This window comes from Gluconobacter oxydans, assembly GCF_006539685.1.
GTDB classification, from domain to species: Bacteria; Pseudomonadota; Alphaproteobacteria; order Acetobacterales; family Acetobacteraceae; genus Gluconobacter; species Gluconobacter oxydans.
Map to the genome: position 1 here is coordinate 14,713 of NZ_BJNM01000007.1, position 23,178 is coordinate 37,890.

Annotated in this window: 27 protein-coding genes and 2 tRNA genes; 21 read left to right on the forward strand and 8 right to left on the reverse strand. The window is 62.5% G+C overall.

Features of this window, described 5'->3' with window-relative positions; translation table 11 throughout:
- Positions 1-57 precede the first annotated feature (57 nt).
- From GOX01_RS04485 to GOX01_RS04495, 3 genes are all read left to right on the forward strand, one after another.
- Positions 58-447: a cytidine deaminase gene (locus GOX01_RS04485; protein WP_024716759.1), complete on the forward strand. Its 390-nt coding sequence runs from the start codon at positions 58-60 to the stop codon at positions 445-447.
- Positions 444-1,139 (forward strand): trypsin-like serine peptidase, encoded by a 696-nt coding sequence (locus tag GOX01_RS04490; protein ID WP_062269784.1) that lies wholly within the window; start codon positions 444-446, stop codon positions 1,137-1,139. The genes GOX01_RS04485 and GOX01_RS04490 overlap by 4 nt, the downstream gene beginning before the upstream one ends.
- A gap of 151 nt (positions 1,140-1,290) precedes the next feature.
- Positions 1,291-1,710 (forward strand): response regulator, encoded by a 420-nt coding sequence (locus tag GOX01_RS04495; RefSeq protein WP_228119199.1) that lies wholly within the window; start codon positions 1,291-1,293, stop codon positions 1,708-1,710.
- A 33-nt stretch (positions 1,711-1,743) separates the two neighbouring features.
- Here GOX01_RS04495 and GOX01_RS04500 read toward each other — a convergent pair.
- From GOX01_RS04500 to GOX01_RS04510, 3 genes are all read right to left on the reverse strand, one after another.
- A tRNA-Arg gene (locus tag GOX01_RS04500) sits at positions 1,744-1,820 on the reverse strand.
- Between the two features lie 34 nt (positions 1,821-1,854).
- Positions 1,855-1,931: transfer RNA gene (locus GOX01_RS04505), tRNA-Arg, on the reverse strand.
- Positions 1,932-1,992: 61 nt separating this feature from the next.
- Positions 1,993-2,370: a hypothetical protein gene (locus tag GOX01_RS04510; RefSeq protein ID WP_011253462.1), complete on the reverse strand. Its 378-nt coding sequence runs from the start codon at positions 2,368-2,370 to the stop codon at positions 1,993-1,995.
- A 96-nt stretch (positions 2,371-2,466) separates the two neighbouring features.
- Here GOX01_RS04510 and guaA point away from each other — a divergent pair, with 96 nt between their 5' ends.
- Both guaA and GOX01_RS04520 read left to right on the forward strand, forming a co-directional pair.
- Positions 2,467-4,068, forward strand: coding sequence for a glutamine-hydrolyzing GMP synthase (gene guaA / locus GOX01_RS04515; RefSeq protein WP_011253463.1), 1,602 nt, complete (start codon positions 2,467-2,469; stop codon positions 4,066-4,068).
- A gap of 525 nt (positions 4,069-4,593) precedes the next feature.
- Positions 4,594-5,007 carry a hypothetical protein gene (locus GOX01_RS04520; RefSeq protein WP_011253464.1) on the forward strand — a complete coding sequence of 138 codons (414 nt, stop codon included), beginning with the start codon at positions 4,594-4,596 and terminating at the stop codon, positions 5,005-5,007.
- 70 nt (positions 5,008-5,077) lie between these two features.
- Here GOX01_RS04520 and GOX01_RS04525 read toward each other — a convergent pair whose 3' ends face one another.
- Positions 5,078-5,524 carry a CHRD domain-containing protein gene (locus tag GOX01_RS04525; RefSeq protein WP_041112172.1) on the reverse strand — a complete coding sequence of 149 codons (447 nt, stop codon included), beginning with the start codon at positions 5,522-5,524 and terminating at the stop codon, positions 5,078-5,080.
- A gap of 42 nt (positions 5,525-5,566) precedes the next feature.
- Positions 5,567-6,139 (reverse strand): HNH endonuclease, encoded by a 573-nt coding sequence (locus GOX01_RS04530; protein ID WP_034953612.1) that lies wholly within the window; start codon positions 6,137-6,139, stop codon positions 5,567-5,569.
- Positions 6,140-6,283: 144 nt separating this feature from the next.
- Here GOX01_RS04530 and gluQRS point away from each other — a divergent pair, with 144 nt between their 5' ends.
- Positions 6,284-7,147 (forward strand): tRNA glutamyl-Q(34) synthetase GluQRS, encoded by an 864-nt coding sequence (gene gluQRS, locus GOX01_RS04535; RefSeq protein ID WP_011253467.1) that lies wholly within the window; start codon positions 6,284-6,286, stop codon positions 7,145-7,147.
- Here gluQRS and GOX01_RS13125 read toward each other — a convergent pair.
- Both GOX01_RS13125 and argH read right to left on the reverse strand, forming a co-directional pair.
- Positions 7,132-7,263: a lipoprotein gene (locus tag GOX01_RS13125; RefSeq protein ID WP_228119200.1), complete on the reverse strand. Its 132-nt coding sequence runs from the start codon at positions 7,261-7,263 to the stop codon at positions 7,132-7,134. The two genes, gluQRS and GOX01_RS13125, sit on opposite strands and share 16 nt — an antisense overlap.
- Positions 7,260-8,705 (reverse strand): argininosuccinate lyase, encoded by a 1,446-nt coding sequence (gene argH / locus GOX01_RS04540; RefSeq protein WP_062269782.1) that lies wholly within the window; start codon positions 8,703-8,705, stop codon positions 7,260-7,262. The genes GOX01_RS13125 and argH overlap by 4 nt, the downstream gene beginning before the upstream one ends.
- Positions 8,706-8,720: 15 nt before the next feature.
- On the opposite strand from argH, the gene GOX01_RS04545 reads away from it, so the two are divergent.
- The 12 genes from GOX01_RS04545 (at position 8,721) to GOX01_RS04600 (ending at position 19,063) form a co-directional block, all read left to right on the forward strand.
- Positions 8,721-9,320, forward strand: a complete 600-nt coding sequence (locus GOX01_RS04545; RefSeq protein ID WP_011253469.1) for a TlpA disulfide reductase family protein — start codon at positions 8,721-8,723, stop codon at positions 9,318-9,320.
- Between the two features lie 107 nt (positions 9,321-9,427).
- Positions 9,428-9,898, forward strand: a complete 471-nt coding sequence (locus GOX01_RS04550) for a TlpA disulfide reductase family protein (RefSeq protein ID WP_062269780.1) — start codon at positions 9,428-9,430, stop codon at positions 9,896-9,898.
- Between the two features lie 46 nt (positions 9,899-9,944).
- Positions 9,945-10,592, forward strand: a complete 648-nt coding sequence (locus GOX01_RS04555; protein WP_062269796.1) for a TlpA disulfide reductase family protein — start codon at positions 9,945-9,947, stop codon at positions 10,590-10,592.
- An 18-nt stretch (positions 10,593-10,610) separates the two neighbouring features.
- Positions 10,611-11,387: an N-formylglutamate amidohydrolase gene (locus GOX01_RS04560; RefSeq protein ID WP_011253471.1), complete on the forward strand. Its 777-nt coding sequence runs from the start codon at positions 10,611-10,613 to the stop codon at positions 11,385-11,387.
- A complete protein-coding gene (locus tag GOX01_RS04565; protein WP_011253472.1) occupies positions 11,384-12,223 on the forward strand; it encodes a shikimate dehydrogenase in 840 nt (279 codons plus the stop codon). Before GOX01_RS04560 ends, GOX01_RS04565 begins: the two co-directional genes overlap by 4 nt.
- Positions 12,220-12,825 carry a dephospho-CoA kinase gene (gene coaE, locus GOX01_RS04570; RefSeq protein WP_011253473.1) on the forward strand — a complete coding sequence of 202 codons (606 nt, stop codon included), beginning with the start codon at positions 12,220-12,222 and terminating at the stop codon, positions 12,823-12,825. Before GOX01_RS04565 ends, coaE begins: the two co-directional genes overlap by 4 nt.
- Positions 12,822-13,508, forward strand: coding sequence for a DNA polymerase III subunit epsilon (gene dnaQ / locus GOX01_RS04575; RefSeq protein ID WP_011253474.1), 687 nt, complete (start codon positions 12,822-12,824; stop codon positions 13,506-13,508). Before coaE ends, dnaQ begins: the two co-directional genes overlap by 4 nt.
- The gene (locus GOX01_RS04580) at positions 13,508-14,428 is read left to right on the forward strand and encodes a glycosyltransferase family 9 protein (protein ID WP_024716763.1); all 921 of its coding nucleotides are present in this window, start codon (positions 13,508-13,510) and stop codon (positions 14,426-14,428) included. The genes dnaQ and GOX01_RS04580 overlap by 1 nt, the downstream gene beginning before the upstream one ends.
- A 36-nt stretch (positions 14,429-14,464) precedes the next feature.
- Positions 14,465-15,514: a glycosyltransferase gene (locus GOX01_RS04585; RefSeq protein WP_024716764.1), complete on the forward strand. Its 1,050-nt coding sequence runs from the start codon at positions 14,465-14,467 to the stop codon at positions 15,512-15,514.
- Entirely contained in the window at positions 15,514-17,274 is a 1,761-nt protein-coding gene (gene asnB, locus GOX01_RS04590; protein ID WP_011253477.1) for an asparagine synthase (glutamine-hydrolyzing), read from the forward strand. Before GOX01_RS04585 ends, asnB begins: the two co-directional genes overlap by 1 nt.
- A 28-nt stretch (positions 17,275-17,302) precedes the next feature.
- Positions 17,303-18,622, forward strand: coding sequence for a dihydroorotase (locus GOX01_RS04595; protein ID WP_011253478.1), 1,320 nt, complete (start codon positions 17,303-17,305; stop codon positions 18,620-18,622).
- Between the two features lie 45 nt (positions 18,623-18,667).
- The gene (locus GOX01_RS04600) at positions 18,668-19,063 is read left to right on the forward strand and encodes a hypothetical protein (RefSeq protein WP_011253479.1); all 396 of its coding nucleotides are present in this window, start codon (positions 18,668-18,670) and stop codon (positions 19,061-19,063) included.
- A 25-nt stretch (positions 19,064-19,088) separates the two neighbouring features.
- Here the strand turns inward: GOX01_RS04600 and GOX01_RS04605 are convergent, their stop codons facing one another.
- Positions 19,089-19,391 carry a hypothetical protein gene (locus tag GOX01_RS04605; RefSeq protein ID WP_024716766.1) on the reverse strand — a complete coding sequence of 101 codons (303 nt, stop codon included), beginning with the start codon at positions 19,389-19,391 and terminating at the stop codon, positions 19,089-19,091.
- 187 nt (positions 19,392-19,578) lie between these two features.
- Between GOX01_RS04605 and GOX01_RS04610 the strand changes: the two genes are divergently transcribed.
- The 3 genes from GOX01_RS04610 to der are packed head-to-tail and all read left to right on the forward strand — an operon-like array spanning position 19,579 to position 23,055.
- Positions 19,579-20,259, forward strand: coding sequence for a tetratricopeptide repeat protein (locus GOX01_RS04610; protein WP_231100601.1), 681 nt, complete (start codon positions 19,579-19,581; stop codon positions 20,257-20,259).
- On the forward strand, positions 20,259-21,671 hold the full coding sequence (locus tag GOX01_RS04615; protein WP_011253482.1) for a PQQ-binding-like beta-propeller repeat protein: 1,413 nt from the start codon (positions 20,259-20,261) through the stop codon (positions 21,669-21,671). Before GOX01_RS04610 ends, GOX01_RS04615 begins: the two co-directional genes overlap by 1 nt.
- Before the next feature lie 4 nt (positions 21,672-21,675).
- Positions 21,676-23,055: a ribosome biogenesis GTPase Der gene (gene der, locus GOX01_RS04620; protein ID WP_034953656.1), complete on the forward strand. Its 1,380-nt coding sequence runs from the start codon at positions 21,676-21,678 to the stop codon at positions 23,053-23,055.
- Positions 23,056-23,178: the final 123 nt, after the last annotated feature.

A 23,178-nucleotide genomic window follows, 5' to 3' on the forward strand; every position in this document is an offset into this window, starting at 1 on the left:
CGTATCGCTCTTGGAAGCATGTTCCAAGCTGAACCCGCAGGGGATAATATCGTCGGCATGATACAGGAACTGATCCGAGAGGCCCTTGAGGCCCGTTCGCGTGCTTACGCACCCTATTCGCGCTTTCAGGTTGGGGCCGCGTTGCGGTGTGAGGGCGTTGTTCATTCCGGCTGCAATGTTGAGAACGCGGCCTATCCGCTTGGGACCTGTGCCGAGGCGGGCGCGATTGCCGCCATGGTGCGGGGCGGCGGACGTCGGATCGAGGAAATCGTGATTGTGGGTGGTGATGCACCGTGCACGCCATGCGGGGGATGTCGGCAGAAATTGCGGGAGTTCGGCCTGCCGGAGCTGACGGTTCACATGATCGACCCGCAGGGGAAGCTGCTGCTGACCCGGACGCTGGCCGAGCTTCTGCCTGATGCGTTCGGGCCGGACCATCTGGGATGAAACGCGCCGGGGCGTTGCTGATGCTCTGTCTGTCTGGCGGTGGGGCGATGGCCGCTCCGGCCGTGGCGTTGCCGGGACTCGGCGCAGACAGTCATCGCAGCGTCGTGGATGTGAATACAGCGCCCTGGCGGATCTTGGGGCGCGTCCAGACATCTCTTGGCGGGCGCTGTACGGGATTTGCCGTGGCGCCGACCGTGATGCTGACGGCGGCGCATTGTCTGTGGCTGCCTGCGACCCGGCATTATATCCAGCCTGAGGATGTTCATGTCCTGATGGGCTATGCGATGGGGCAGTACCGCCTTCACGCGCAGGTGACACGATTTGTTATTGCCCCCGGATATGATCCTGCGAACGAAGGCGGGACCGCATCGGAGGATCGGGCCACGCTGGTTCTGGACCGACCGGTGGTTCTGTCAGGGGATCTGGTTCCTTATGGTTCGGCGCCGATGGGCGCTGCGGCGATGCTGGTCGGATATCCGCAGGACCGGCCTGAGGTTCCGTACGGTGATATTTCCTGTCAGATCAACGGGTTGGCGCTGAACGGACTGATCCATCATGACTGTTCGGCGACGCGGGGGGACAGTGGCGGTCCACTGTTTGTGCGCCAGCCTGACGGGCAGTGGGGAATTGTCGGGATCGATGTGCTGGCGACGGAAGGTCGTGGCGGCTTTGCCGCGCCGCTGCCGCACTGAGTTTTTCGGGTTCCCACGCATCAGGCGCACGTCAGAAAAAATTCACACATGCAAACATGAGCCCTGTCGTGACGTTGCACAGGGCAGGACGCCCGATTGGGTGTTACAGGTTTTTCAATCCCGGAAGGTGATTGCCATGTATGTCATGTCCATGAAGGAGACATCCTCGCGAGCGGCTCCGAAAGGAGGATTTCGTGGGGACTCCAAAAGGGTCAACAGAAAGCATGTTCTCGTTGTCGAGGATCAGGCGCTTCTGCGCTTTCTCGCGGCGGATATGCTGGAAGAGGCGGGCTATGAGGCCTCTCTTGCGGCTGATGCCGACGAGGCGCTTCAGGTGCTGGCCCGAAATCCGGATATTGGCACCATCTTTTCAGACGTGAACATGCCTGGCGACATGGACGGTGTGGCGCTTGCCTGCCTGATCCGTGAGCATCGCCCGGAAATCGGACTGGTTCTGACGTCGGGGACGCGGGTTCAGGATCTGGGGCAACTGCCGGGCGGCACGATGTTCCTGTCCAAGCCGTATGAATGGGACGAGGTCTATCGCTGCCTGGAGCAGGTGAGGCACTGAAGCATCACTAAATTATAAAGAGAAAAGGCAATGTGGTGCACCCGAAAGGACTTGAACCTCTAACCCCCAGATTCGTAGTCTGGTGCTCTATCCAGTTGAGCTACGGGTGCGGACACATTGTACAGGTCTTCATCAGGAGAAGACTGGTGCACCCGAAAGGACTTGAACCTCTAACCCCCAGATTCGTAGTCTGGTGCTCTATCCAGTTGAGCTACGGGTGCGCTGTGAAGCGGGGTTTTACAGAGGCTTAACTGACCTGACAACCCCGCTTTCGAAAAAATTTCAGTTTCGCGTCATGGTGATATGAGCCCGGCACGAAGGCGAGCCGAAAATGCCGCCAATGGCCTGTCCGACCGGGTAGCCGTTGAACACGACGGCCGTGTTGTGATGGTCCATATCCGTCATGGGAAGTTCGGCATGATAATGTTGGCTTCCAGGCGTGTAGGTGCCGTGCAGGACCTGTGCGCCGTCAGCCGGCGTAAAGAGGATCTCCTTGCCGCGGATCCGCAGGGTCGAGGGATGTTCGGTCGGGCAGGTTCCCTGATCGGCAACGAGTGCGCCAACCCATGAGCCGGTTGGATCATTGCCGGGGTCCGGAGTTCCGGCACAGGCCGCAAGCAGAGCCGTGGCGGAGAGGGCGAAAAGTGCTGGCAGGCGCATGTTGGTCCTGTTCCTTGTTGCAGAATGGATGACGCAGACGACACAACACCTTATAGGAGTGCCTCAAAAGGCACCATGAAACCGGAACGCGAGGCCATGACATTGACCCAGCAGGACGCCAGCACCGTCGAAAAGCTCGACGAAACCCTTCACGAAGACCGTATCCTCATTCTGGATTTCGGCAGCCAGGTGACGCAGCTTATTGCGCGCCGCGTCCGCGAAAGCGGCGTTTACTGCGAGATCTGGCCGTTTACGGCGACCGAGGAAAAGATCCGCGCATTCAATCCGCGCGGCATCATCCTGTCCGGCAGCCCGGCCAGTGTGCATGACGAGAATGCACCACCGATTCCGAATGTGGTCTTCGCGCTGAACCGCCCCGTGCTGGGGATCTGCTATGGCCAGCAGGCGATGTGCCAGATGCTGGGCGGCAAGGTCGAGAGCCATGAACACCGCGAATTCGGCCGCGCCTATATTGATATTGCCGAGGACTGCTCGCTGTTCCGGGGCGTCTGGGCACGCGGCAAGCGTGAGCAGGTCTGGATGAGCCATGGCGATCGCGTCACGCAGCTTCCGCCGGGCTTCCGCGCCGTTGCCCATTCCGAAGGCGCACCGTTCGCGATCATCGCGGATGAGGGACGTCGTCTGTATGGCGTGCAGTTCCATCCGGAAGTCGTGCATACGCCGCATGGTGCAGCCCTGATCCGCAACTTCACGCATAATGTTGCAGGTTGCAGCGGAACCTGGACGATGGCTGGCTTCCGTGAACTGGAAATCGCGCGCATCCGCAAGCAGGTCGGTTCGGGTCGTGTGATCTGTGGTCTGTCGGGTGGTGTAGACAGCTCCGTTGCGGCCAAGCTGATTCATGATGCGATCGGCGATCAGCTGACCTGCATTTTCGTGGATCCGGGCATCATGCGGACCGGCGAGGCTGACGAAGTCGTCAAGACGTTCCGTGGCCGCTTCAATATCCGTCTCGTGCATCGTGACGCCTCCGAGCTGTTCCTGAAGGAACTGGCTGGCGTGACGGACCCGGAAACGAAGCGCAAGACGATCGGTCGCCTGTTTATCGAGGTCTTCGAGGAAGAGGCTGCGAAGCTGGGTGGCGCTCAGTTCCTGGCTCAGGGCACGCTGTATCCGGACGTGATCGAGAGCGTGAGTTTCTCGGGTGGTCCGTCCGTGACCATCAAGTCCCATCATAATGTCGGCGGTCTGCCGGACCGCATGAACATGGAACTGGTCGAACCGCTGCGTGAGCTGTTCAAGGACGAGGTCCGTATGCTTGGCCGTGAGCTGGGTATTCCGGAAAGCATCGTCGGGCGGCATCCGTTCCCGGGGCCGGGACTGGCGATCCGTATTCCGGGTGATGTCACCAAGGAAAAGCTGGATCTGCTGCGCAAGGTGGACGCGATCTATCTTGAGGAAATCCGTCGCGCCGGTCTGTATGACGCAATCTGGCAGGCTTTCGCGGTTCTGCTTCCGGTGCGGACGGTCGGCGTCATGGGCGATGGCCGGACCTACGATCAGGCCTGCGCCCTGCGCGCCGTGACCAGCACGGATGGCATGACTGCGGAAGTCTATCCGTTCGACTTCGCATTCCTGAACCGGGTGGCCGGGCGTATCGTCAACGAGGTTCGCGGCATCAACCGCGTGACTTATGACATCACGTCCAAGCCGCCGGGCACGATTGAGTGGGAATGATCCCGCGTCTGGCATGAGTTAATTTGTGCAGGCTGCAGCCTGTTGAAAACCCCGCAGAGAGGCGGGGTTTTTTGTTGTTTGCAGGGCTGGCGATGCACTCTGCGTTGAGTTGGTCAGACCTTCTTTAATCCTTGCTCGAGGGGATAGGGGATTGTCGCCGGGAAACTGGATGGCGAGATCCGTGCTTATGGTAGCGCTGGAAGGATCTTAATTAATTCTTGCTGTTTCGTCGTTGAAGCTTTGATCGTGAAATATACCATGAAGAGGACCGCAAGTATCACAGTGCCATCCTCACCACGGCTTCGGTGATGCAGTCCGGAAAGAATTCGCGGATATGGTCGAGGTTGGTTTGGGCCAGAGCAGGTGAAGGCATTTTCAGCTTGGTCGTGTTCTTTTCTGGAGGCGCCCTTTCTGGTTTTGGGGATGGTGCCTTACCTGTTCAAGTCCGGACCTTTTTCTGTCGGGCTTGTCCGGTTCTTCGAGGAATGACAGTGTGACATTCTTTGAAACTTAGGGAGTCTCCCGATGTCGATCCGGTTTCCTGCTTTTTCATCGTCGCTGTTTCTTGTTGGTCTGGCTCTGATGCCAGCAGGTCTGGCGCCGACGGCCATGGCGGCCGGAACCGCCGAGAAGCCCTGTGAGACTGACCTCTGCCGGAGTGTGCGTCAGTCCTGGGCTGCGGTTCGTCATGGGACGTCCAATGCCGCCGACTGGACGAAAACGGAGAGCGTCAAGGGTTGGAATGCCACGAAGAGCGGTGTTTCCGACGCTGCGCACTGGACTGGCAAGGAAGGCGAAAAGGGCTGGAAGGCGACTAAGAACGGCACCAAAGAGGCCGTTCATGCTACGGGCGCGTGGACGAAGAAGACGGCTCATGAGCTTGATCCGGGCAGTTCCGCCAAGGCTCCGGACAGCAAAGCCGATTCAGCGGCTCAGTAAAACCATCTGTGGCGCTACGAAAAAAGGCCTGTCCCTTGTGGGGCAGGCCTTTTTCATGGGGGAGAGGCGCTTATTCCATGTGATGTTTGTGACCCGTCAGGTCGGTTGTAAGCTGGGCGCGGGCTTCGCCGTCCGGGTATTTCTCGGTGTGCAGGTTGATGTAGGTCTGCCCGGCCTGGACTTCCTTGACCTGATCGGGTGTGAGCTGGAGCGTGCCGGTCATGCGGGTCGTGTAGGGGCCGTTGATCGGGGCGAGGACGCCGGCGTCCTGACCGTCCGGGGCCGGGCCATGCAGATGGGCTGCCGTTACGGGACCGGAGAGGCCGTTATCTTCGAAACGGTAGGTCAGGGTGTTTTTCGTGGTATCCAGCATTGCGGATGCCGAGCCCTTGATGGGGGCGGTTGCACCATGTTCGCCCTTGAACGGGCCGAAAAGATGCAGCGTTTCCGCGGAAGCGGGCAGGGCCGTTACCGACAGGCCGAGGGCCAGTGTCGTCAGCAGAAGTCCAGTACGCATGGAAGTCCATCCTTGCAGAAGTTGGACTGACTGAACGTGTGCTCAGGTTTCGAGTTCGGTATTCCAGTACAGATAATCGCGCCAGCTTTCGTGAAGATAGTGCGGCGGGAAGGTCCGGCCGTTTTCCTGAAGGAGGCGACTGCTGGGCTGAACGGGTTTGCGATGCGGGTGCATCCCCAGTTCGCTTGGCAGTTTTGAGCCCTTCAGCAGGTTGCAGGGGCTGCAGGCGGTGACGACGTTTTCCCAGGTTGTGCGGCCGCCACGGGCGCGTGGAATGACGTGATCGAAGGTCAGTTCATGCGTGGGCAATCGGTCATGGCAGTACTGACACGAGAAATTGTCCCGCAGGAAAACGTTGAAACGGGTGAAGGCCGGTTTGCGGGCTGTTGGAATATAGTCCTTCAGCGCGATGACGCTGGGCAGACGCATGCTCTGGCTGGGGGAGTGGACAACGGCGTCTTCATATTCGGAGAGGACCGAGACGCGGTCGAGGAAGACGGCCTTGACGGCTTCCTGCCAGGACCAGAGCGAGAGCGGGAAATAGGACAGCGGACGGAAATCCGCGTTCAGGACAAGAGCCGGAAAATGCTGACCGCTGACGGACACCACACGCATCCTTTCTTCAAGGACGACACATGCGGGGATTACGGCGCCGAATGAAAACGGGACAAACAGCGGGAAAACACGTGTCGTCGGCTTCTTTGAGAAAACTATTCCAGTAAACTGCGTAGACCGCAAGCAAACGCTGGTGACACATTCATGACGCCTCCCGCCACGACACGATTTGCGCCGAGTCCCACGGGATTTCTGCATCTGGGGCATGTGGTCTCGGGGCTGTATTCGCGGATCATGGCTGGAGAGGCTGGAAAGTTTCTGTTTCGTATCGAGGATATTGATACGACGCGCTGTACGCCGGAGCTGACACAGGCGTTGCGTGAAGATCTGGACTGGCTTGGACTGGCATCAGATGGGCCGGTTCGGGAGCAGTCGAGACATTTGCCTGAGTATCATGCCGTGTTGGACAATCTGCGGGAGCGGGGGCTTTTGTATCCGTGTTTCTGCACGCGACGGGAGATTGCCGGGGCTGCGACGCAGGTCGCGCCGGACGGAAGCCTTGTTTATCCGGGGACCTGTCGACACGGTGCGGCACGGGAAGGGCAGGGGCGTGATCCGGTCTGGCGGCTCGATATGGGGCGGGCGCTGGATGTGTTGCAGGAGGTGCCAGGATGGCATGAGGTCGGGCACGGGCGCGTTGCCGGGAAGGCTGAGGCGTTCGGTGATATCGTTCTGGCGCGGCGGGATACGGGTGTGTCGTATCATCTGTGTGTCACGCATGACGATGCGCTTGAGGGCGTGACGACCGTGACGCGGGGACGGGATCTGTATGAGGCGACGTCAGTCCAGCGTGTGTTGCAGGACCTGATGGGCTGGCCGGAACCGGCTTATGCGCATCATGCGCTCATTCTGGATGGGGACGGACACAAGCTGTCCAAGCGGGATGGCGCGGAAGGTGTGCGTGTTCTGCGGCAGGCGGGCTGGACGGCTGAGCAGGTGCTGGAGCACCCGCTGGTGCGGCAGGCTCTGGAGGCGAGCCTGCCGACAGGAGCTTATTCCGGCGGATAAGTGCCAGGATAGGTGACGTCCTGCGACGGGCCCGGGGCGTGCGGGGCGCCTTTCTTGCCGCAGGCGGTCAGGCCGAGGGCCATGACTGCCATGCTGACGAGCAGCAGTTTTTTCATGCGGTTTCTCCGAGTTTGGCGAGCCAGGATTCGGCCTGATTCTTCACATTGGCCGGCGCCGTGCCGCCTTCGCTGGTGCGGGACGCCAGAGAAGCCTCGACGGTCAGGACATCGAAAACACCGGCGTTGATCTGCGGTTCGACGGATTGCATCTCTTCCAGTGACAGATCGGCCAGATCGCAGCCTTTCTGCTCGGCCATTCCGACCAGACGGCCGGTGACGTGATGGGCGGTGCGGAAGGGAACGCGCAGTTCACGGACCAGCCAGTCGGCGAGGTCCGTGGCGGTGGAGAAGCCCATGCCTGCGACTGCGCGCATCCGGGTGGTATTGGCTTTCAGGTCCCGGATCATGCCGTCCATGGCGGCCAGCGAGAGCGTCATGGCTTCGGTGGCGTCGAAGACGGGTTCCTTGTCTTCCTGCGTGTCCTTGGCATAGGCGAGGGGCAGGCCCTTCATGACCGTCAGCAGGCCCACGAAATCGCCCATGATGCGGCCGATCTTGGCGCGGACGAGTTCGGCGGCATCCGGGTTGCGCTTTTGCGGCATGATGGACGAGCCGGTCGTGAAGGCGTCCGACAGCGTGATGAAGCCGAAGGGGGCGGAGGCCCACATCACGATTTCCTCGGCCAGACGCGACAGGTGCATGGCCTGGAGCGACAGGGCGGAGAGGAATTCGAGCGCGAAGTCACGGTCCGAGACGGCATCGAGGGAATTGGCGGTCGGGCGGTCGAAATCCAGCGCTGCGGCTGTCATGCGGCGATCGATCGGGAAGGACGTCCCGGCGAGGGCGGCCGAGCCGAGCGGACATTCGTTCAGACGGGCACGGGCATCACGCAGGCGGCCGCGGTCCCGCGACAGCATCTCGACATAGGCCAGAAGATGGTGGCCGAACGTGACCGGCTGGGCGACCTGGAGGTGGGTAAAGCCCGGCATTGGCGTTGCGGCATGTTCCAGCGCACGGGTGGCGAGGGAGCGCATCAGGGAGGCGGTCTGCTCCTGAAGGCCGTCGATGGCATCGCGGACCCAGAGGCGGAAATCGGTGGCGACCTGATCGTTGCGCGAACGCGCCGTGTGCAGGCGCTTGCCGGCCTCGCCGATCCGCTCGGACAGGCGGGCCTCGATGTTCATGTGAATGTCTTCGAGAGCCGGGGAGAACTCGAAGCGGCCTTCGCCGATTTCCTGTGCAATGTCACCCAGGCCCTGACGGATTTCGGCCAGTTCGGTCTCGGTCAGCAGGCCGACTTTCTGGAGCATGGCGGCATGGGCGAGGGAGCCGCGGATGTCCTGTCGCCACAGGATCTTGTCAAATCCGATGGAGGCGTTGATCTCGCCCATGATGGCGGCCGGACCCGAGGCAAAGCGGCCACCCCATTGCGGATTGGCGGCTGTGCCTTCAAAGGATGTAGCGGCATCTGATTGTGTGTCGACAGGAGCGTTTTTCATGGGAACCGTAAACAGATGATTCGGAAGCAGATCGACCGGCGAACCCTTCTTGGAGGAGCCGCCAGCCTAGCTGCGGCGGCTTCCCTCTGCAATTGCGGGCTGGGGAATTCTGCCCGGGCGGCAGATGGTGTGCAGCCGATGCTGCCGTCGCTCAAGCCCGGCGCGCCCAGGCTGGAGCCCGTGAACTTCCAGCTTGTGGGCCCCGGGGGGACGGCACTTTCCCTGTCCACGATGAGGGGGCGGCCTTTTGTGCTGCATCTGTGGGCGACCTGGTGCCCGCCCTGCAGACTGGAACTGCCGGCGCTCAATACGTTCATCGAGAAAACAGGCTCGACCGTGCCCGTGATCCCGGTGGCCGTTGCCAGCCCAATGCCGAAAGTCATGGTCTTTCTGGCGCAGGGCAATCTGCCGCATATCGCGCCCTGGACGCTGGGGCAGCATGAGTTTTCCCAATGGTTCACATCCGGTGAGCCAAGCCTGCCCATGACCTGCGTGATTGATGCGCAGGGGCGGATGCGGGCCAGTGTCGAAGGGGAAATGGCGTGGGCTGCCCCGGAGAGCCGGGCGTCTCTGGAAAAGATCCTGTCGGATCTTCAGGCCTCCAAACCGGCGTGAGGGCTGGTCTGCCTGGTCGGCGCAGCATTCTTCTGGGGACGGTTGGACTGGCTGCGGCGGCGGGATACGGGGCGGCGAGACTGGCTGGAACAGTGGTGCGGCCTGGGATGCCCATTTCTGATCTGACGCCGGGAAAAGCGGTTTCCGGGCCTGTCGGGTTCGGGCTCGCCGGTCTGGGAGGTGCGCGTTCTGCGCTGGCCTCGCGCCGGGGGGCGCCTTTCCTGCTGCATGTCTGGGCCACGTGGTGTTCGCCGTGCCGTCATGAACTGCCGGGGCTGGCGGCTTTTATGAAGGCATGGGGGCCGGACTGTCCGGTTGTTCCCATGGCAGTTTCAAGCGGATCGCCGGAAGAGATCCATGCATTTCTGGAGCGCAATGATGTAGCCGGGCTGCCCGTCTGGGCGGTGGCCGGGGGGGATCTGAAGACGTGGTGCGGGAACAGGGCGCTTGCCATCCCCGTAACATTCCTGATTGATAATGCAGGGTGCATTCGCGCAACGGCGGCGGGATCGCTGGACTGGGCGGCTCCCGGTGCGCCTGCCGCGCTGCGCCGGGTTCTTGCCGCGACGAGTGCCTGAGCCCCGATGTGACAGACCTGCTGCAATGAAAGAACGGATTTCCAACATGACTTTTCCCCTGACACGTCGTCATCTTCTGGGAGGGGCCGGTGCCCTGCTGGTTTCGGGGCGGGCCATTGCGGCAACGGCTGCAAAGGAAGAGGCTGGCAAGGGACTGCCTTTCGAGCCGAATTCCTTTGGAAAGCTCGCAACGCCGAAAGTTCTGCCGCCGCTGAGCGTGCAGAATGAGCAGGGGCAGGACGTGCCGCTGTCGCACTGGTACGGCAATCCGTTCATCCTGCATTTCTGGGCAACCTGGTGCCCGCCCTGCATCCGCGAACTGCCTTCGGTGAATGCGACGGCCAAGGCTCTGGATGCGGATGGCCCACAGATCGTGGCCGTTGCGGTGCGTGGCAGTACCATTCCGAAGGTTCGGGCGTTCTATGACAGCCACGGGATCGACACGTTGCCGGTGCTGGTTGATCCGGTGTCGGGCGTGATGATGGAGACGGCGGACCAGGCGGCTCTGGTACAGTCCATCCGGCAGGTACGTCCCGCTGATCTGAAAGAACTGACGCCGGATGTCATGTCCCTGCATGGTGTGCCGCGTTCGCTGATCCTGAACGGCAAAGGCGAGGTCGTCGCGGAGTCCATCGGGAACATGGACTGGTCTGCGGACGCCGTGAGGCATACTGTGCGGGCATTGGCTGGATAGTAAGAGTGTGAAGTCCTGATGTCTGCTCCCCTTCTCGGCGCCAGTGATCCGGCGCCTTTCCTTCTTTTTCCTGAAAAGACGCCGTCGCCGTTCGTGTTCGTCAGCGACCACGCGGGGCGGGCGGTTCCGGATGCGCTGGGGGATATGGGGGTGCAGACCGAGGACTGGCAGCGGCACATCGCCTGGGATATCGGCATCGTGGGGGTAGGGCGTGTCCTGCACGAACTGCTGGGGTCGGCGCTGATCGAACAGGTTTATTCCCGTCTCGTGATCGACTGTAACCGCGCGCCGGGCCATCCGACGTCCATGCCGCTTGTGAGCGACGGGACGCCGGTTCCGGCCAACCAGGCCGCGCAGGAAACGTGCCGGGCGAAGCGGGAGCGGGAAATCCTGCATCCGTATCACGATACGATTGCCGAGGTGCTGGTTGAGCGCGGGCCGCGCCCGACGGCGCTGATCGCGCTGCACAGTTTTACGCCGCAGATGAACGGCAAGGACCGCCCCTGGCAGATCGGCATCCTTCACAATCAGGACAGCCGCATGGCCTCGATTGCGCTGGACCTGCTGCGCGAGGATGCGGCGCTGTGTGTGGGCGACAATGAACCTTACGTTCTGACGGATACGTCCGACTACACGGTGCCACGGCATGCGGAAGCGGCGGGGCTGCCTTATCTGGAAATCGAGATCCGGCAGGACCTGATTGCCGAAAAGACTGGACAGCGGGACTGGGCCCGGCGTCTGGCCGCGCTGCTGCCGAAGGTCTGGGAGAAGTTGGTAGAGGGGCCGGGCGCATGATTGACGGTCACACGAAACTCGCAGGCGTCATGGGTTGGCCGGTGGAGCATTCGCGCTCTCCGCTGATGCATAATCACTGGTGCCGGGTGAATGGCGTGAACGGGGCTTATGTGCCGCTGCCGACCCACCCCCACGGCTTTGATCAGGCCCTGCGTGGTCTGGCAGCGGCCGGGTTTCAGGGCGTGAATGTCACCATCCCACACAAGGAAGCGGCGATGCTGGCCTGTGATGAACTCACCCCAACGGCTAAGCGGGCCGGCGCGGTAAACACGATTTGCTTCGTGGCTGGACGGATCATCGGTGACTGCACGGATGGTACGGGGTTCTGCGATAATCTGAGTGCACATGACGTGGCGATTGCCGGTCGGGCCATGGTTCTCGGGGCGGGTGGTGCGGCGCGCGCCGTGGCGGCGGCGCTTCTGGACCGGGGCTGCGAGGTCGTGATTGCCAACCGGACCCTGGAACGGGCGGAAGCACTGGTTGAGGCACTCGGTGGCGGTGAGGCTGTTGCCTGGTATGAGTGGCCGTCACTGCTATCGGGTTGTTCGCTTCTGGTGAATGCCACGTCGATGGGCATGGGCGGCAAGGCTGGTCTGGACTGGGATGCGGCTCTTCGTGAGGCCGCGCCGGGCCTGTGCGTGACGGATATTGTCTACACGCCGCGCGAGACGCCGCTTCTGCTGGCCGCCCAGGCACGGGGACTGCGGACCGTGGATGGTCTGGGGATGCTGGTTCATCAGGCGCGGGCCGGGTTTCGGGCATGGTTCGGCGTTGATCCGCAGGCCGACCGGACGACATTCGATCTGCTGGCGGCGAGCCTGCGCACTGACGCGTGAAGATCATTGGTCTGACCGGGGGGATGGCGGCCGGGAAAAGTACGGTCGCCGCACTTTTTCGTCGGGAAGGTGTGCCGGTTTTTGATGCGGATGCGTGTGTCCGGGCGCTTCAGGGTGAACGGGGGAAAGCTTTGCCGCTGATCGGGCAGGCATTTCCCGGAACCGTCGTTGCTAGCCGTCTGGATCGTGCAGCGCTGCGTGAGGCGGTGCGCGGACGGCCTGAAGCGCTGCAGCGTCTGGAAGCCATCATGCATCCGCTGGTGCGCGTCGAGCGTGAGCGGTTTCTGAAGCAGTGCCGGGCGCGACATGAACCGTTCTGCGTGCTGGATATTCCGCTGCTGATGGAAATCGGCGAAGACCGCCGCTGCGATGTGGTGATGGTGGCTGAAGCTCCGATGGGGACGCGTCTGGCTCGCATCCGGCAGCGCGGTCGCAGTGGGGGACGCATGAGCCTGGCGGATGCCAAAGGATTGCTGGCACGCCAGATGAGCGACCATGAGCGCAGACGCCGGGCCGACATCGTGATACGAACCGGCCTGTCGCGTGGGCAGGCCGTCAGGCAGGTCCATGCCCTGTTGCACCGGCTTCGTGAGGCGTCATGAAACGATCCATTCTGTTCGATACGGAAACCACGGGCTTTGACCCGGATATGGGTGACCGCATCATCGAGATCGCGGCTCTCGAACTGATCGACGATCTGCCGACGGGTGAGGCCTATCACGTCCTGATCCATCCCGAGCGCGACATTCCGGCCGAGGCGACCAAGGTGCACGGGTTCCGGATCGAGGATCTGGAAGGAAAGCCGATATTTTCCGAGGTGGCGGACGGGTTTCTGGAGTTCATCGGGGACAGTCCGATGATCGCGCATAATGCCCGCTTCGATTTCAAGTTCGTCAATGCCGAGCTGAAGGCCTGCGGTCGCGAGCCGCTCGATTATGCCAGCCGGGCCATCGACACGGTGGAAATGGCGCGGAAAAAATATCCGGGCCTTCCTGCAAGCCTCGATGCACTATGCCGACGCTTCGGCATCGATTTGTCGCAGCGTGGCACCCATAACGCGCTGCTGGACTGCAAGCTTCTGGCTGAAGTCTATGTGGAATTGATGGGTGGCCGTCAGCGCGGACTGGGCTTGGCGGGGCCATCCCGCAGCCGCAGCATGACGGAGGGGATCAATGCGCTCGCCAACCGCAAGCCGCGGAAAATGGCACCTCCGACTGCGGAAGAACTTCAGGCACATGAGGCGTTCGTCAGCACCATCAAGGATGCGGTCTGGCTTCGCGAATGATGCGGATTCTGTTCATTACGTCCAACCGTCTGGGCGATGCGGTTATTTCAACGGGGGTGCTGGATGCGTTGCAGAAGCGTTATCCGGCGGCGATGTTCACGGTGGTCTGTGGGCCTGTAGCGGCGGGGCTGTTCGAGGCTGATCCGCGTTGCGAGCGCATCATCATCATGGAAAAGCGCCGGCATGACCGGCACTGGATTGACCTGTGGCGCGCCTGCTGCCGGACGCGCTGGTTCATGGTCGTGGATCTGCGCGGTTCGCTGATCGGACTGACATTGCGGGCGCGCCGTCGGATCATTGTGCGCGGCGGGCGTCGTCCGGGGCGGCGGGTCGAGCAGCTTGGAGAAGCACTTGGATATCGTAGGACGCCCATGCCGCGTGTCTGGATTTCGGAAAAGCAGCGGGTGGAGGCTGTTGCAGCCTTGCCTGAGGGACGCTGGCTGGCACTGGGGCCGACGGCGAACTGGGACGGGAAAATCTGGCCACCCGAGCGGTTTGTGGAATTGGCGCAGGCGCTGAGGGCGGAAAATCTGCGTGCCGTCGTGTTCTATGGCCCCGGTGAGGGGGAACGCGCACGGGCAGAGCCGGTACTGAAGGCGCTGCCGGAGGCTCTGGACCTTGGCGGAGACAAATCGCTGGGTGAGGTGGCTGCACTTCTTCAGCGTTGTGTTCTGTTCGTGGGCAATGATTCCGGGCTGATGCATCTGGCCGCTGCCGCAGGGACGCCGACGCTGGGTCTGTTCGGGCCGTCGCGGGCCTCGGAATATGCACCGGCCGGACGGCTCGCGCGGTTCGTGGAGGCGCCGGGGCCGGAGGGCCATGCCCCCATCGATGGGCTGGGTGTTGCTGCTGTGCTGAAGGTCGCGAAAGAAATCCTGCGTGAAAAAGACGTGTGTGTTCCGGACAGGCGCTCGGACTGACTTGATGCCCTGTCGGTCATGGCCGATAGAAGAAAGATGAAGTCTGCATCGTCCAATGGATACCGGGGTCGTGTGGCCCATGTGATGGCTGGGGCTCCCAGGGGCGGCGCGGAGCTGTTCTTCGAGCGTCTGACAATGGCCCAGATGCGGGACGGGCGACCCGTTCAGGCGCTGATCCGGCGGGATGAAGGCCGGATCGCACGGCTTGAGGAAGCGGGTGTTGAGACCCAGTCTTTCCGGTTTGGCGGGCTGCTGGATCTGCGGACCACGCCGGGGCTGCGGCGCAGTCTCAAAGCGTTCAGGCCGGATGTTGTCGTTGCGTGGATGAGCCGGGCGGCGCGGCTGGTGCCGTCAGGGCCGTGGCAGATCGCCGGGCGTCTGGGCGGATATTATGATCTGTCGAATTATCGCCGCTGCGATCACCTGATCGGTAATACGCGCGGTCTGGCGGACTGGATGCGGGCGCAGGGCTGGGCCGCCGATCGTGTGCATCATCTGCCCAATTTTGCGACGGATTTTTCGTCCGTAACACCACAGCGGCCCGCGTTTCTGCCGCCGGATGTGCCGTTTGCCCTTGCTCTGGGGCGGCTGCATGAAAACAAGGCCTTCGATGTGCTGATCGGGGCGATGAAGCATCTGCCGGGCGTGCATCTGGTGATTGCGGGCGAGGGGGCGGAGCGTGGAGCGCTTGAGGCGCTGGCGAAGGCGGAAAATGTTGCGGATCGGGTGCATCTTCCCGGCTGGATCGCGCAGAGCGGGCCCTGGTTGCGGGCGTGTGATGTTCTGGTCTGTCCGTCGCGGATCGAGCCTCTGGGCAATGTCGTGATCGAGGCATTGTCAGCCGGGGTGCCGGTTGTGGCGAGCAATATTCAGGGGCCGAAGGAAATCCTCGAAGGGACGCAGGACGGTCTGCTGGCCGAGGTCGAGAATGAGCGCGATCTTGCGGCGCAGATCGGGAGCGTTTTGGACGATGAGACTGTGGCGCAGACTCTTTCCATCAATGGGCGGGCGCGGTTCGAGCGGGAGTTTGCCCAAGGCGTTGTCATGGCGCGATGGTCGGCTTTTCTGGACGGAGTGCGGGCCTGATGTGTGGAATTGCAGGTCTTTCCTGTCTGCCTGGGCATCATCCGGATCAGGACGCGCTGGAGCGCATGTCTCAGGCCATTTTCCATCGCGGGCCGGATGGGGAAGGGCGGCTGGATCTGGGCGGTGCGGCGTTGCGTCACCGTCGGCTCTCCATCGTTGATATCGCAGGGGGGGCGCAGCCGTTCAGGCTTGGGGCGGCGGCCCTGATTGCGAACGGGGAAATCTATAACGATCCGGCCATTCGCAGGCGCTTTCCCAAAACCTGTTTTCAGACCCATAGCGACTGCGAACCACCATTGCATCTCTGGCTGCATGATGGTGCGGGGTACACACATGAACTGCGGGGCATGTATGCCATTGCGATCGTTGAGAACGAGCATGGGCGGCATGAGATGGTGCTGTCGCGTGATCCGTTTGGCATCAAGCCACTCTATATCGCGGCCTATGAAGGCGGCATCGCGTTTGCGTCCGAGCCGCAGGCGCTGCTGGCAGGAGGGTTTGGCAGGCGCAGTGTTCGGGACGGGGCGCGCAATGAGCTGATGCAGCTTCAGTTCACGACGGGGCAGGACATCATTTTCGACGGCATCCGACGGCTTCTGCCCGGTGAGACACTCCGGATCGTGGATGGGCGAATCGTGGAATCGCGGCGGCGGCATGTTCTGCATGAAGCGCGGGATACGGTTCCGGCCCGTCTGAGCGACGAGCAGGCGCTGGCGCGGCTGGACACGGCGCTGCTCGACAGTGTGTCGGCGCATCTGCGGGCGGATGTGCCGCTCGGGCTGTTTCTGTCCGGCGGGATCGACAGTTCGGTTATTCTGGCGGCGGCGCATCGTCTGGGACTGCCGCATCCGCGGACCTGGACGGCGCGTTTCGATGCGGGAAAAGCGGATGAGTCTGCTGATGCCGCAGCATTGGCGGCATCTGTCGGGGCCGAGCATCATGTTCTGACCGTGACGGAAGACATGGTCTGGCGTGATCTGCCGTCCATCGTGGCGTGTATGGATGATCCTGCCGCTGATTATGCCGTCATCCCCACATGGTTTCTGGCGCGTGAAGCGCGAAAGGACGTCACAGTTATTCTTAGTGGCGAAGGCGGGGACGAGCTTTTTGCAGGCTATGGCCGCTATCGGCGCGTCATGAAGCCCTGGTGGAAGGGTGGTCGTGCGCCTTACCGGTCGGGGACATTCGGCAAGCGTTTTGCAGAGCATGGGCGGCAGTGGCGGCGCGGGATTGCCATGACGGAACTGGCCCTCGGGGTTTCGGGGCTGGAAGGTGCGCAGGCGCTGGATATCGCGGAATGGCTCCCCAATGATCTATTGCTCAAACTGGATCGGTGCCTGATGGCGCATTCGGTCGAAGGACGTACGCCGCTGCTCGATCCGGTGGTGGCCAAGGCGATCTGGCCGCTGCCGGAGCACTTCAAGGTCCGGGATGGTTACGGCAAGTGGCTGCTGCGGCGCTGGCTTCAGGATGCCCTGCCACAGGCACGTCCATTTGCGCCGAAACAGGGCTTTACCGTGCCGGTCGGCCCGTGGATCGAGAAGCAGGCGCACCGTCTGGGACCACTGGTCGCGCGTCAGCCCTGCATCCGGGCCATGATGCCCGCAGCCGACGTGGAGCGTCTTTTCGCCCGGGCCAGTCAGCGCGGTGTGGCGCGTCAGGCCTGGACGCTGCTGTTTTTCGCGCTGTGGCATCGTCATCATATCGAAGGGGTTCCCGTGGACGGGGATACGTTCGAAACTCTCGCACGCGCTTCATGAGTGTCTTACTGATTTGCAAGGACGGAACATGCATTACGATCTGATTATCCGCGGCGGAATCTGCGTTTTTCCCTGGGGTGAGGCGGAAGCAGATATCGGCGTACGCAACGGGAAGGTGGCGTCGCTGTCTGTCGGATCGGCGGATGAAGCGGACCGGGTGATTGATGCGCGCGGTCTGCATGTTCTGCCCGGGCTGATTGATGCGCATGTTCACCTGCGCGATCCCGGCAAGCCCGAGGTCGAGACGCTTGAGACCGGGACGCGGGCGGCGGCGCTGGGCGGTATTGCGACGGTTTTCGACATGCCCAACACGTCCCCGAGTGTGACGGATGTGACGATGATCGACTGGAAGCGCGATCATATCCGCAAGACGGCGCATGTGGATGTCGGCATCTATGTCGGCGCGACGCGGGAGAATACACCGGATCTGGCCACGCTTGAGCAGCAGCCGGGTGTGTGTGCGGTGAAGGTGTTTGCCGGGTCTTCGACGGGCAATCTGATGATCGAGGACGATGCGGGGCTCGAAGCAGTCATGCGCTCGGGGCATCGTCGCGTGGCCTATCATTCGGAGGACGAATATCGTCTTCAGGCCCGCAAGCCGATGTTCCATGAAGGCCAGCCTTACGAAACACACAGCGTCTGGCGGGATGTGGAATGTGCGTTCCTTGGCACGCGCCGCATCATGGCTCTGGCGCGCAAGACCAACCGTCCGGCACATATCCTGCATGTCTCGACGGCTGAGGAACTGGATTATCTGGCGGATTACCGCGACATTTCCACCGTCGAGGTTCTGGTGAACCATCTCACGCAGGTGGCGCCGGAATGTTACGAAAAGCTTGGTGGTCTGGCCGTCATGAACCCGCCGCTGCGCGATCGGTCGCACTGGGAAGCAAGCTGGCGGGCCGTGCGGGATGGCCGGGTGGACGTGGTTTCGTCCGATCATGCGCCGCATCCGCTTGAGGCCAAAAAGCTGCCCTGGCCGAAATGCCCGGCGGGTCTGACGGGGACGCAGACGATCGTGCCGGTCATGCTCGATCATGTGAATGCGGGGCGTCTGTCGCTGGCGCGTCTGGTGGATCTGATGGCGGCAGGGCCGGCACGGGTTTACGGGTTGCAGACGAAGGGGCGCATGGCCGTTGGATTCGATGCCGATTTCACGCTCGTGGACATGAAGGCCGAGCGCGAGATCACCAATGACTGGATCGTCACGCCGGCGGGCTGGACGCCGTTTGACGGAACGCGTGTGACGGGTTGGCCCATGGCGACGATCGTTCGTGGAACGGTCGTGATGCAGGACAATGAAGTCTCCGGTGGCCCGACTGGGCAGCCTGCCAAATTTGCGCCTTGATCTGGGCGTAGGGCGCGCAACGCTTCGAACAGGAAAGGGAGCTGTATGAGACGTTGCGTTGTCGCCATCCGTAAGGCGGCGCTGTTTGGTCTGGTGGTTGCAGGGATCGCTGGCTCCGGTTCGGCCAGTGCGGCCGAGGCGGCATGGACCGCTTCAAAATGTGGTGCCGAGCCACAGGCGCCTGTGGTCAAGGCTGCGACGGTCGCGCAGTATAATGAGAGCGTGGATCGCGTGACGGCTTATGAAAAAGCGGCCCGCGTTTACAATGCGTGTGTCGCGGCCCAGGCCAACCGGGAAGAGACGGCCATCAGCCAGGAAGCAAGTGCGCGGATTTCGCATGTCCATGCGGGCAGTGCTGCTGTTCAGTCCCATATCGCGGCGTCCTTCCAGACGCTGTCCGCCAATCTGGCCGCTGCCAGCCGCAAACTGGGCCATCACTGACGCTCTGCAAAGGCCGCCGCGATTCTTACTGCCCCATGCGTTCCTGATTCTGGGCCGGAGTCAGGGATGTCGGCCCGCCATAGGTCTGGCGGGCGACATTGGGCATGAGATCGGGGCGCGCCCAGCAGGTCGTGCCCTCGAAGCTCGTGGTGCAGTAGGGCTGCGGCGGAGGCGGCCCGGCCGGCCGGGCACAGAAACTTTCGTCATCGTACAGATAGGCCGTGTTGCAGTCCTTCCCCGTGACGGCGGAGGCGATGCGATCCGGCGCGCAGCCTTCAAGCGCGCAGAACACCAGGGGAAGCAGCAGGAGCGGGACGGGCTTTTTCATGGCCGTCAGGATGCTTCCGGTGCGGTTAAGGAAGTCTGAATGTCGGCCGGATTTTCTGCCGTGATACCGTTTTTCACAGTCACAGACTGCTTCAGCCAGCCTTCGGATGTGTGAAGCGTTTGCCGCGACGGTGCGGCGCCTGTATGGTCGCGCAAACAGTTTGAAGACCGATCCAGCAGGGGACCAGGTGGCAGACGATTTCATCACGCAGGTGAACGAAGAAATGCAGGCGCAGCGGTTGCGGGCCATGGCACGGCGCATTGGCGCCGTGGTGGGCGTCGTGGCCGTGATTGGAGCCATCGGTGGTGGCGTGTGGGGCTGGAACAGTCACGCGCGCCATGCAGCACAGCAGGCGGCATCGGCACGGTACTTTACCGCCATGACGGCGCTGTCCGATCCCAAGCATGACGCAGCGGCCACCCAGAAGGCCACCGCGACCTTCCAGGATCTGGCGGAGCATGGTCCGGTGGGCGTGCGCTCCTATGCCGCGCTGCGTCTGGCCGATCTGCAGAGCCAGGCCCATCAGACGGACGCTGCGCTGAAGACGTGGCAGGGGGTGGCGGATGATAACGCTGCCGATCCGGCCCTCCGGGATATGGCGCGCTACATGAGCCTGAATGCCCGGACTGCGACGGCCGATCCGAAGACGCTCCGCCCGGGCTATGAAGCTCTGGCGCAGGGCGGTGGTGCCTGGGCTCCTCTGGCTCAGGAAGGTCTTGCCGCGCTTGACCTGCGCCCCGGTGCGACGGCGGACCAGCAGAAGGAAGCCCGGCGCATCCTGACGCAGATCGTTGGCAGTGAAAACGCGACCGAAGGGGTGCGTGCGCGTGCGCAGGCCCTGCTCGAGACATTTGGAGACGCCGGTTGATGCGCCGTCCTGTTCTTTCCCGATCTTCCCTTTCCGTGAACCGCTCTATGGGGCGCCGAGGTCTTCTGCGGACGGCCTGCTCGGGCAGTGCTCTGGCCGTTCTGGGCGGGTGCAGCCTGTTCGAGGACGACAAGAAGCCGCCTCTGGCCGGACATCGCGTGGACGTCCTGTCTACGGGCGCCGGGCTGACGGTCGATCATGACGATCATACGCCGATCAGCCTCGGCCCGGTCCAGCCGGTGCGGGAATGGCTGCAGGAAGGGGGGCGTCCGTCCCATGTCGCCGTGAATGCGGCATGGAATGGTCCGGATCTGGCCTGGAGCCATTCGGTCGGCGCGCCGACAGATCCGTCCAGCTTTCTGGCGACGATCGCGATCATGCCGACCAACCGTGGCGCCATCCAGTCACCGCCGGTCATCGGCAACGGTCATATCTACACGACGGATGCGCAGGGCGTGGTGAAGGCCTGGACCTGGCCGGAACGCCGTCATGTCTGGACGCGTCAGCCGGCCACGGCCAGAAGCCGCTCGACCAATATTGGCGGCGGCCTCGCCCTCGATGGGGACACGCTCTACATTGTGGATGGTGTGGCTCAGGCCCTGGCCGTTGAAGCTCTGACGGGCAAGGTGAAATGGTGCGTCAGCACCGGAACGCCGGGCCGTTCCGCGCCCACGATCGCGGAAGGCCTCGTGGTCTTCGGAACGATCGACGAGCGTCTGATCGCGCTGAACGCCAATACCGGCCATCAGGTCTGGACGTATCAGGCGACCGCATCCGACACGGTGATTTTCGGACAGTCCGCCCCGGCTTTCGTGGATGGCGTCATTCTCGCGGGCTTTGGCAGCGGCGATCTGGTGGCTCTGCGTGCGGCGTCGGGCGAGATGGTCTGGAGTGACAGTCTCGGCGGTTCCAACGGCATGGGCGCCATGCTCGACTTCTCCTGCATCCGGGGTGCTCCGGTCATCATGGACGGAACGGCCTATGCCGTGTCCATGTCCCGCGTGCTGGTGGCGATCGACATGCGCTCGGGCCGTCGTCTGTGGGAACGTGAGGTCAGTGGGCAGAGTCCTATGGCGATCTGTGGCGACTGGATGTATGTCCTGTCCACGGATCAGCAGATCGCCTGTCTGGATCGTCTGTCCGGGCATGTGCGCTGGATCACGCAGCTGCGTCGCTTCATCCGCGTTGACGTGGAAAAGGATGCGATTGCCTGGGTGGGTCCGCTTCTCGTGAACGGCAAGCTGATCTGCTTCTCCACCTTTCCGAAAGAAGGCATGGCTGTCCTGAATGCCGTGACCGGAAAACTTGAACTGACCCGTAAGACCCCCGCCCCGTGTCAGGTTCAGCCGATCGTCTGTGACGGTCATGTGCTGACCGTGTCCCAGGACGCCGTTCTGCGGGCCTATGGCTGAACGAATGACCTCTGAGAACCTGCCCGTTGTTGTTATTGCCGGGCGTCCGAATGTCGGGAAATCCACTCTGTTCAACCGGCTTGTCGGCCGCCGTCAGGCGATCGTCTCCGACATGCCGGGCGTCACGCGCGACCGCAAGGAGGGCGAGGCCCTTCTGCGTGGCCGCCGTGTCCGGCTGATTGATACGGCCGGGCTGGAGGAAGCCGCACCGGATACGCTGTACGGGCGGATGCGGGCTTCGTCCGAGTCTGCTGTTGCGATGGCGGATCTGGTGCTGTTCTGCATTGATGCGCGCTCGGGCATTACGCCTGCGGATGCGCATTTTGCGAGCTGGCTGCGCCGTCAGAACCGTCCGGTCCTGCTGATCGCCAACAAGGCGGAAGGGCAGGCGGGGACGAATGCGGCTCTTGAGGCCTATTCGCTCGGGCTGGGAACGCCGCTGGCACTGTCTGCCGAGCATGGCGAAGGCATTGCCGATCTCATGGGTGAGATTGCCGAGCGTCTGCCGCCGGCGGAAAAATCCCGTCGTCGTGAGGCTCCGAAGGCCGAAGGCGAGGAAGACGAGCGTCCGGCCGGTCCGCTGCGTCTGGCGATCATTGGTCGTCCGAATGCGGGCAAGTCCACGCTGCTGAACTGCCTGCTGGGCGAAGAGCGGATGATCACGGGGCCGGAAGCAGGTCTGACGCGTGATTCCATTACGGTCGAACTGCATGACGAGCATGGCCCCATCCAGCTGGTCGATACGGCGGGGATGCGCAAGCGTGCCCGCGTTGAGCAGCATCTCGAAAAGATGTCCGTCTCGGCTTCCATCGAAGCCCTGAAAATGGCGGAAGTGGTCGTGCTGGTGATCGATGCGACTCTTGGCGTGCATGAGCAGGATCTCCAGATCGGCCGCCTGATCGAACGTGAGGGCCGGGCCTGCGTCATCGCGCTGAACAAGTGGGACGCGGTCGAGGACCGGAACGCGACCAAGAAGGCGATTCTGGACCGTTTGGAAATCTCGCTGGCCCAGGTGCGTGGCATTCCGGTCGTGACGTTCTCCGCGCTGACGGGAGCGGGCGTGCATCGTCTCCTTCCGGCTGTTCGGGAGGTTTACGAGATCTGGAACTCGCGCGTCTCCACGGGTGAACTGAACCGCTGGTTCGAGGATGCGCTTGAGCGGCATCAGCCGCCGCTCGTGGATGGCCGTCGTCTCAAGCTGCGTTACATGACGCAGGTGAAGGCACGTCCGCCGACATTCCTGCTGTTCGGCACGCGGGCGGAGCAGCTTCCGGATTCCTACAAGCGCTATCTCGTCAACGGACTGCGTGAAACGTTCCATATGCCGGGCGTTCCGGTGCGTCTGCAACTGCGTGGAACGAAAAATCCTTACGCGGAAAAGTGATTTTCTGTTCGTTTGGATATAGACCACACCCCTGATCGATCATTAATACAGGACCGGCTGCTTCCGGTTTCGGAACGTTCGGTCCTGTCCCCTTGAAGAAGGGTGTGTTTCGAGGGAGGTGAC

Excerpts from the sequence above, each read along its gene's own strand:
- GOX01_RS04485 (WP_024716759.1), top strand. The coding sequence starts at position 58 with ATGATACAGGAACTGATCCGAGAGGCCCTTGAGGCCCGTTCGCGTGCT.
- GOX01_RS04490 (WP_062269784.1), top strand. The coding sequence starts at position 444 with ATGAAACGCGCCGGGGCGTTGCTGATGCTCTGTCTGTCTGGCGGTGGG.
- GOX01_RS04495 (WP_228119199.1), top strand. The coding sequence starts at position 1,291 with ATGAAGGAGACATCCTCGCGAGCGGCTCCGAAAGGAGGATTTCGTGGG.
- GOX01_RS04510 (WP_011253462.1), bottom strand. The coding sequence starts at position 2,370 with ATGCGCCTGCCAGCACTTTTCGCCCTCTCCGCCACGGCTCTGCTTGCG.
- guaA (WP_011253463.1), top strand. The coding sequence starts at position 2,467 with ATGACATTGACCCAGCAGGACGCCAGCACCGTCGAAAAGCTCGACGAA.
- GOX01_RS04520 (WP_011253464.1), top strand. The coding sequence starts at position 4,594 with ATGTCGATCCGGTTTCCTGCTTTTTCATCGTCGCTGTTTCTTGTTGGT.
- GOX01_RS04525 (WP_041112172.1), bottom strand. The coding sequence starts at position 5,524 with ATGCGTACTGGACTTCTGCTGACGACACTGGCCCTCGGCCTGTCGGTA.
- GOX01_RS04530 (WP_034953612.1), bottom strand. The coding sequence starts at position 6,139 with ATGCGTGTGGTGTCCGTCAGCGGTCAGCATTTTCCGGCTCTTGTCCTG.
- gluQRS (WP_011253467.1), top strand. The coding sequence starts at position 6,284 with ATGACGCCTCCCGCCACGACACGATTTGCGCCGAGTCCCACGGGATTT.
- GOX01_RS13125 (WP_228119200.1), bottom strand. The coding sequence starts at position 7,263 with ATGAAAAAACTGCTGCTCGTCAGCATGGCAGTCATGGCCCTCGGCCTG.
- argH (WP_062269782.1), bottom strand. The coding sequence starts at position 8,705 with ATGAAAAACGCTCCTGTCGACACACAATCAGATGCCGCTACATCCTTT.
- GOX01_RS04545 (WP_011253469.1), top strand. The coding sequence starts at position 8,721 with ATGATTCGGAAGCAGATCGACCGGCGAACCCTTCTTGGAGGAGCCGCC.
- GOX01_RS04550 (WP_062269780.1), top strand. The coding sequence starts at position 9,428 with ATGCCCATTTCTGATCTGACGCCGGGAAAAGCGGTTTCCGGGCCTGTC.
- GOX01_RS04555 (WP_062269796.1), top strand. The coding sequence starts at position 9,945 with ATGACTTTTCCCCTGACACGTCGTCATCTTCTGGGAGGGGCCGGTGCC.
- GOX01_RS04560 (WP_011253471.1), top strand. The coding sequence starts at position 10,611 with ATGTCTGCTCCCCTTCTCGGCGCCAGTGATCCGGCGCCTTTCCTTCTT.
- GOX01_RS04565 (WP_011253472.1), top strand. The coding sequence starts at position 11,384 with ATGATTGACGGTCACACGAAACTCGCAGGCGTCATGGGTTGGCCGGTG.
- dnaQ (WP_011253474.1), top strand. The coding sequence starts at position 12,822 with ATGAAACGATCCATTCTGTTCGATACGGAAACCACGGGCTTTGACCCG.
- GOX01_RS04580 (WP_024716763.1), top strand. The coding sequence starts at position 13,508 with ATGCGGATTCTGTTCATTACGTCCAACCGTCTGGGCGATGCGGTTATT.
- GOX01_RS04585 (WP_024716764.1), top strand. The coding sequence starts at position 14,465 with ATGAAGTCTGCATCGTCCAATGGATACCGGGGTCGTGTGGCCCATGTG.
- asnB (WP_011253477.1), top strand. The coding sequence starts at position 15,514 with ATGTGTGGAATTGCAGGTCTTTCCTGTCTGCCTGGGCATCATCCGGAT.
- GOX01_RS04595 (WP_011253478.1), top strand. The coding sequence starts at position 17,303 with ATGCATTACGATCTGATTATCCGCGGCGGAATCTGCGTTTTTCCCTGG.
- GOX01_RS04600 (WP_011253479.1), top strand. The coding sequence starts at position 18,668 with ATGAGACGTTGCGTTGTCGCCATCCGTAAGGCGGCGCTGTTTGGTCTG.
- GOX01_RS04605 (WP_024716766.1), bottom strand. The coding sequence starts at position 19,391 with ATGAAAAAGCCCGTCCCGCTCCTGCTGCTTCCCCTGGTGTTCTGCGCG.
- GOX01_RS04615 (WP_011253482.1), top strand. The coding sequence starts at position 20,259 with ATGCGCCGTCCTGTTCTTTCCCGATCTTCCCTTTCCGTGAACCGCTCT.
- der (WP_034953656.1), top strand. The coding sequence starts at position 21,676 with ATGACCTCTGAGAACCTGCCCGTTGTTGTTATTGCCGGGCGTCCGAAT.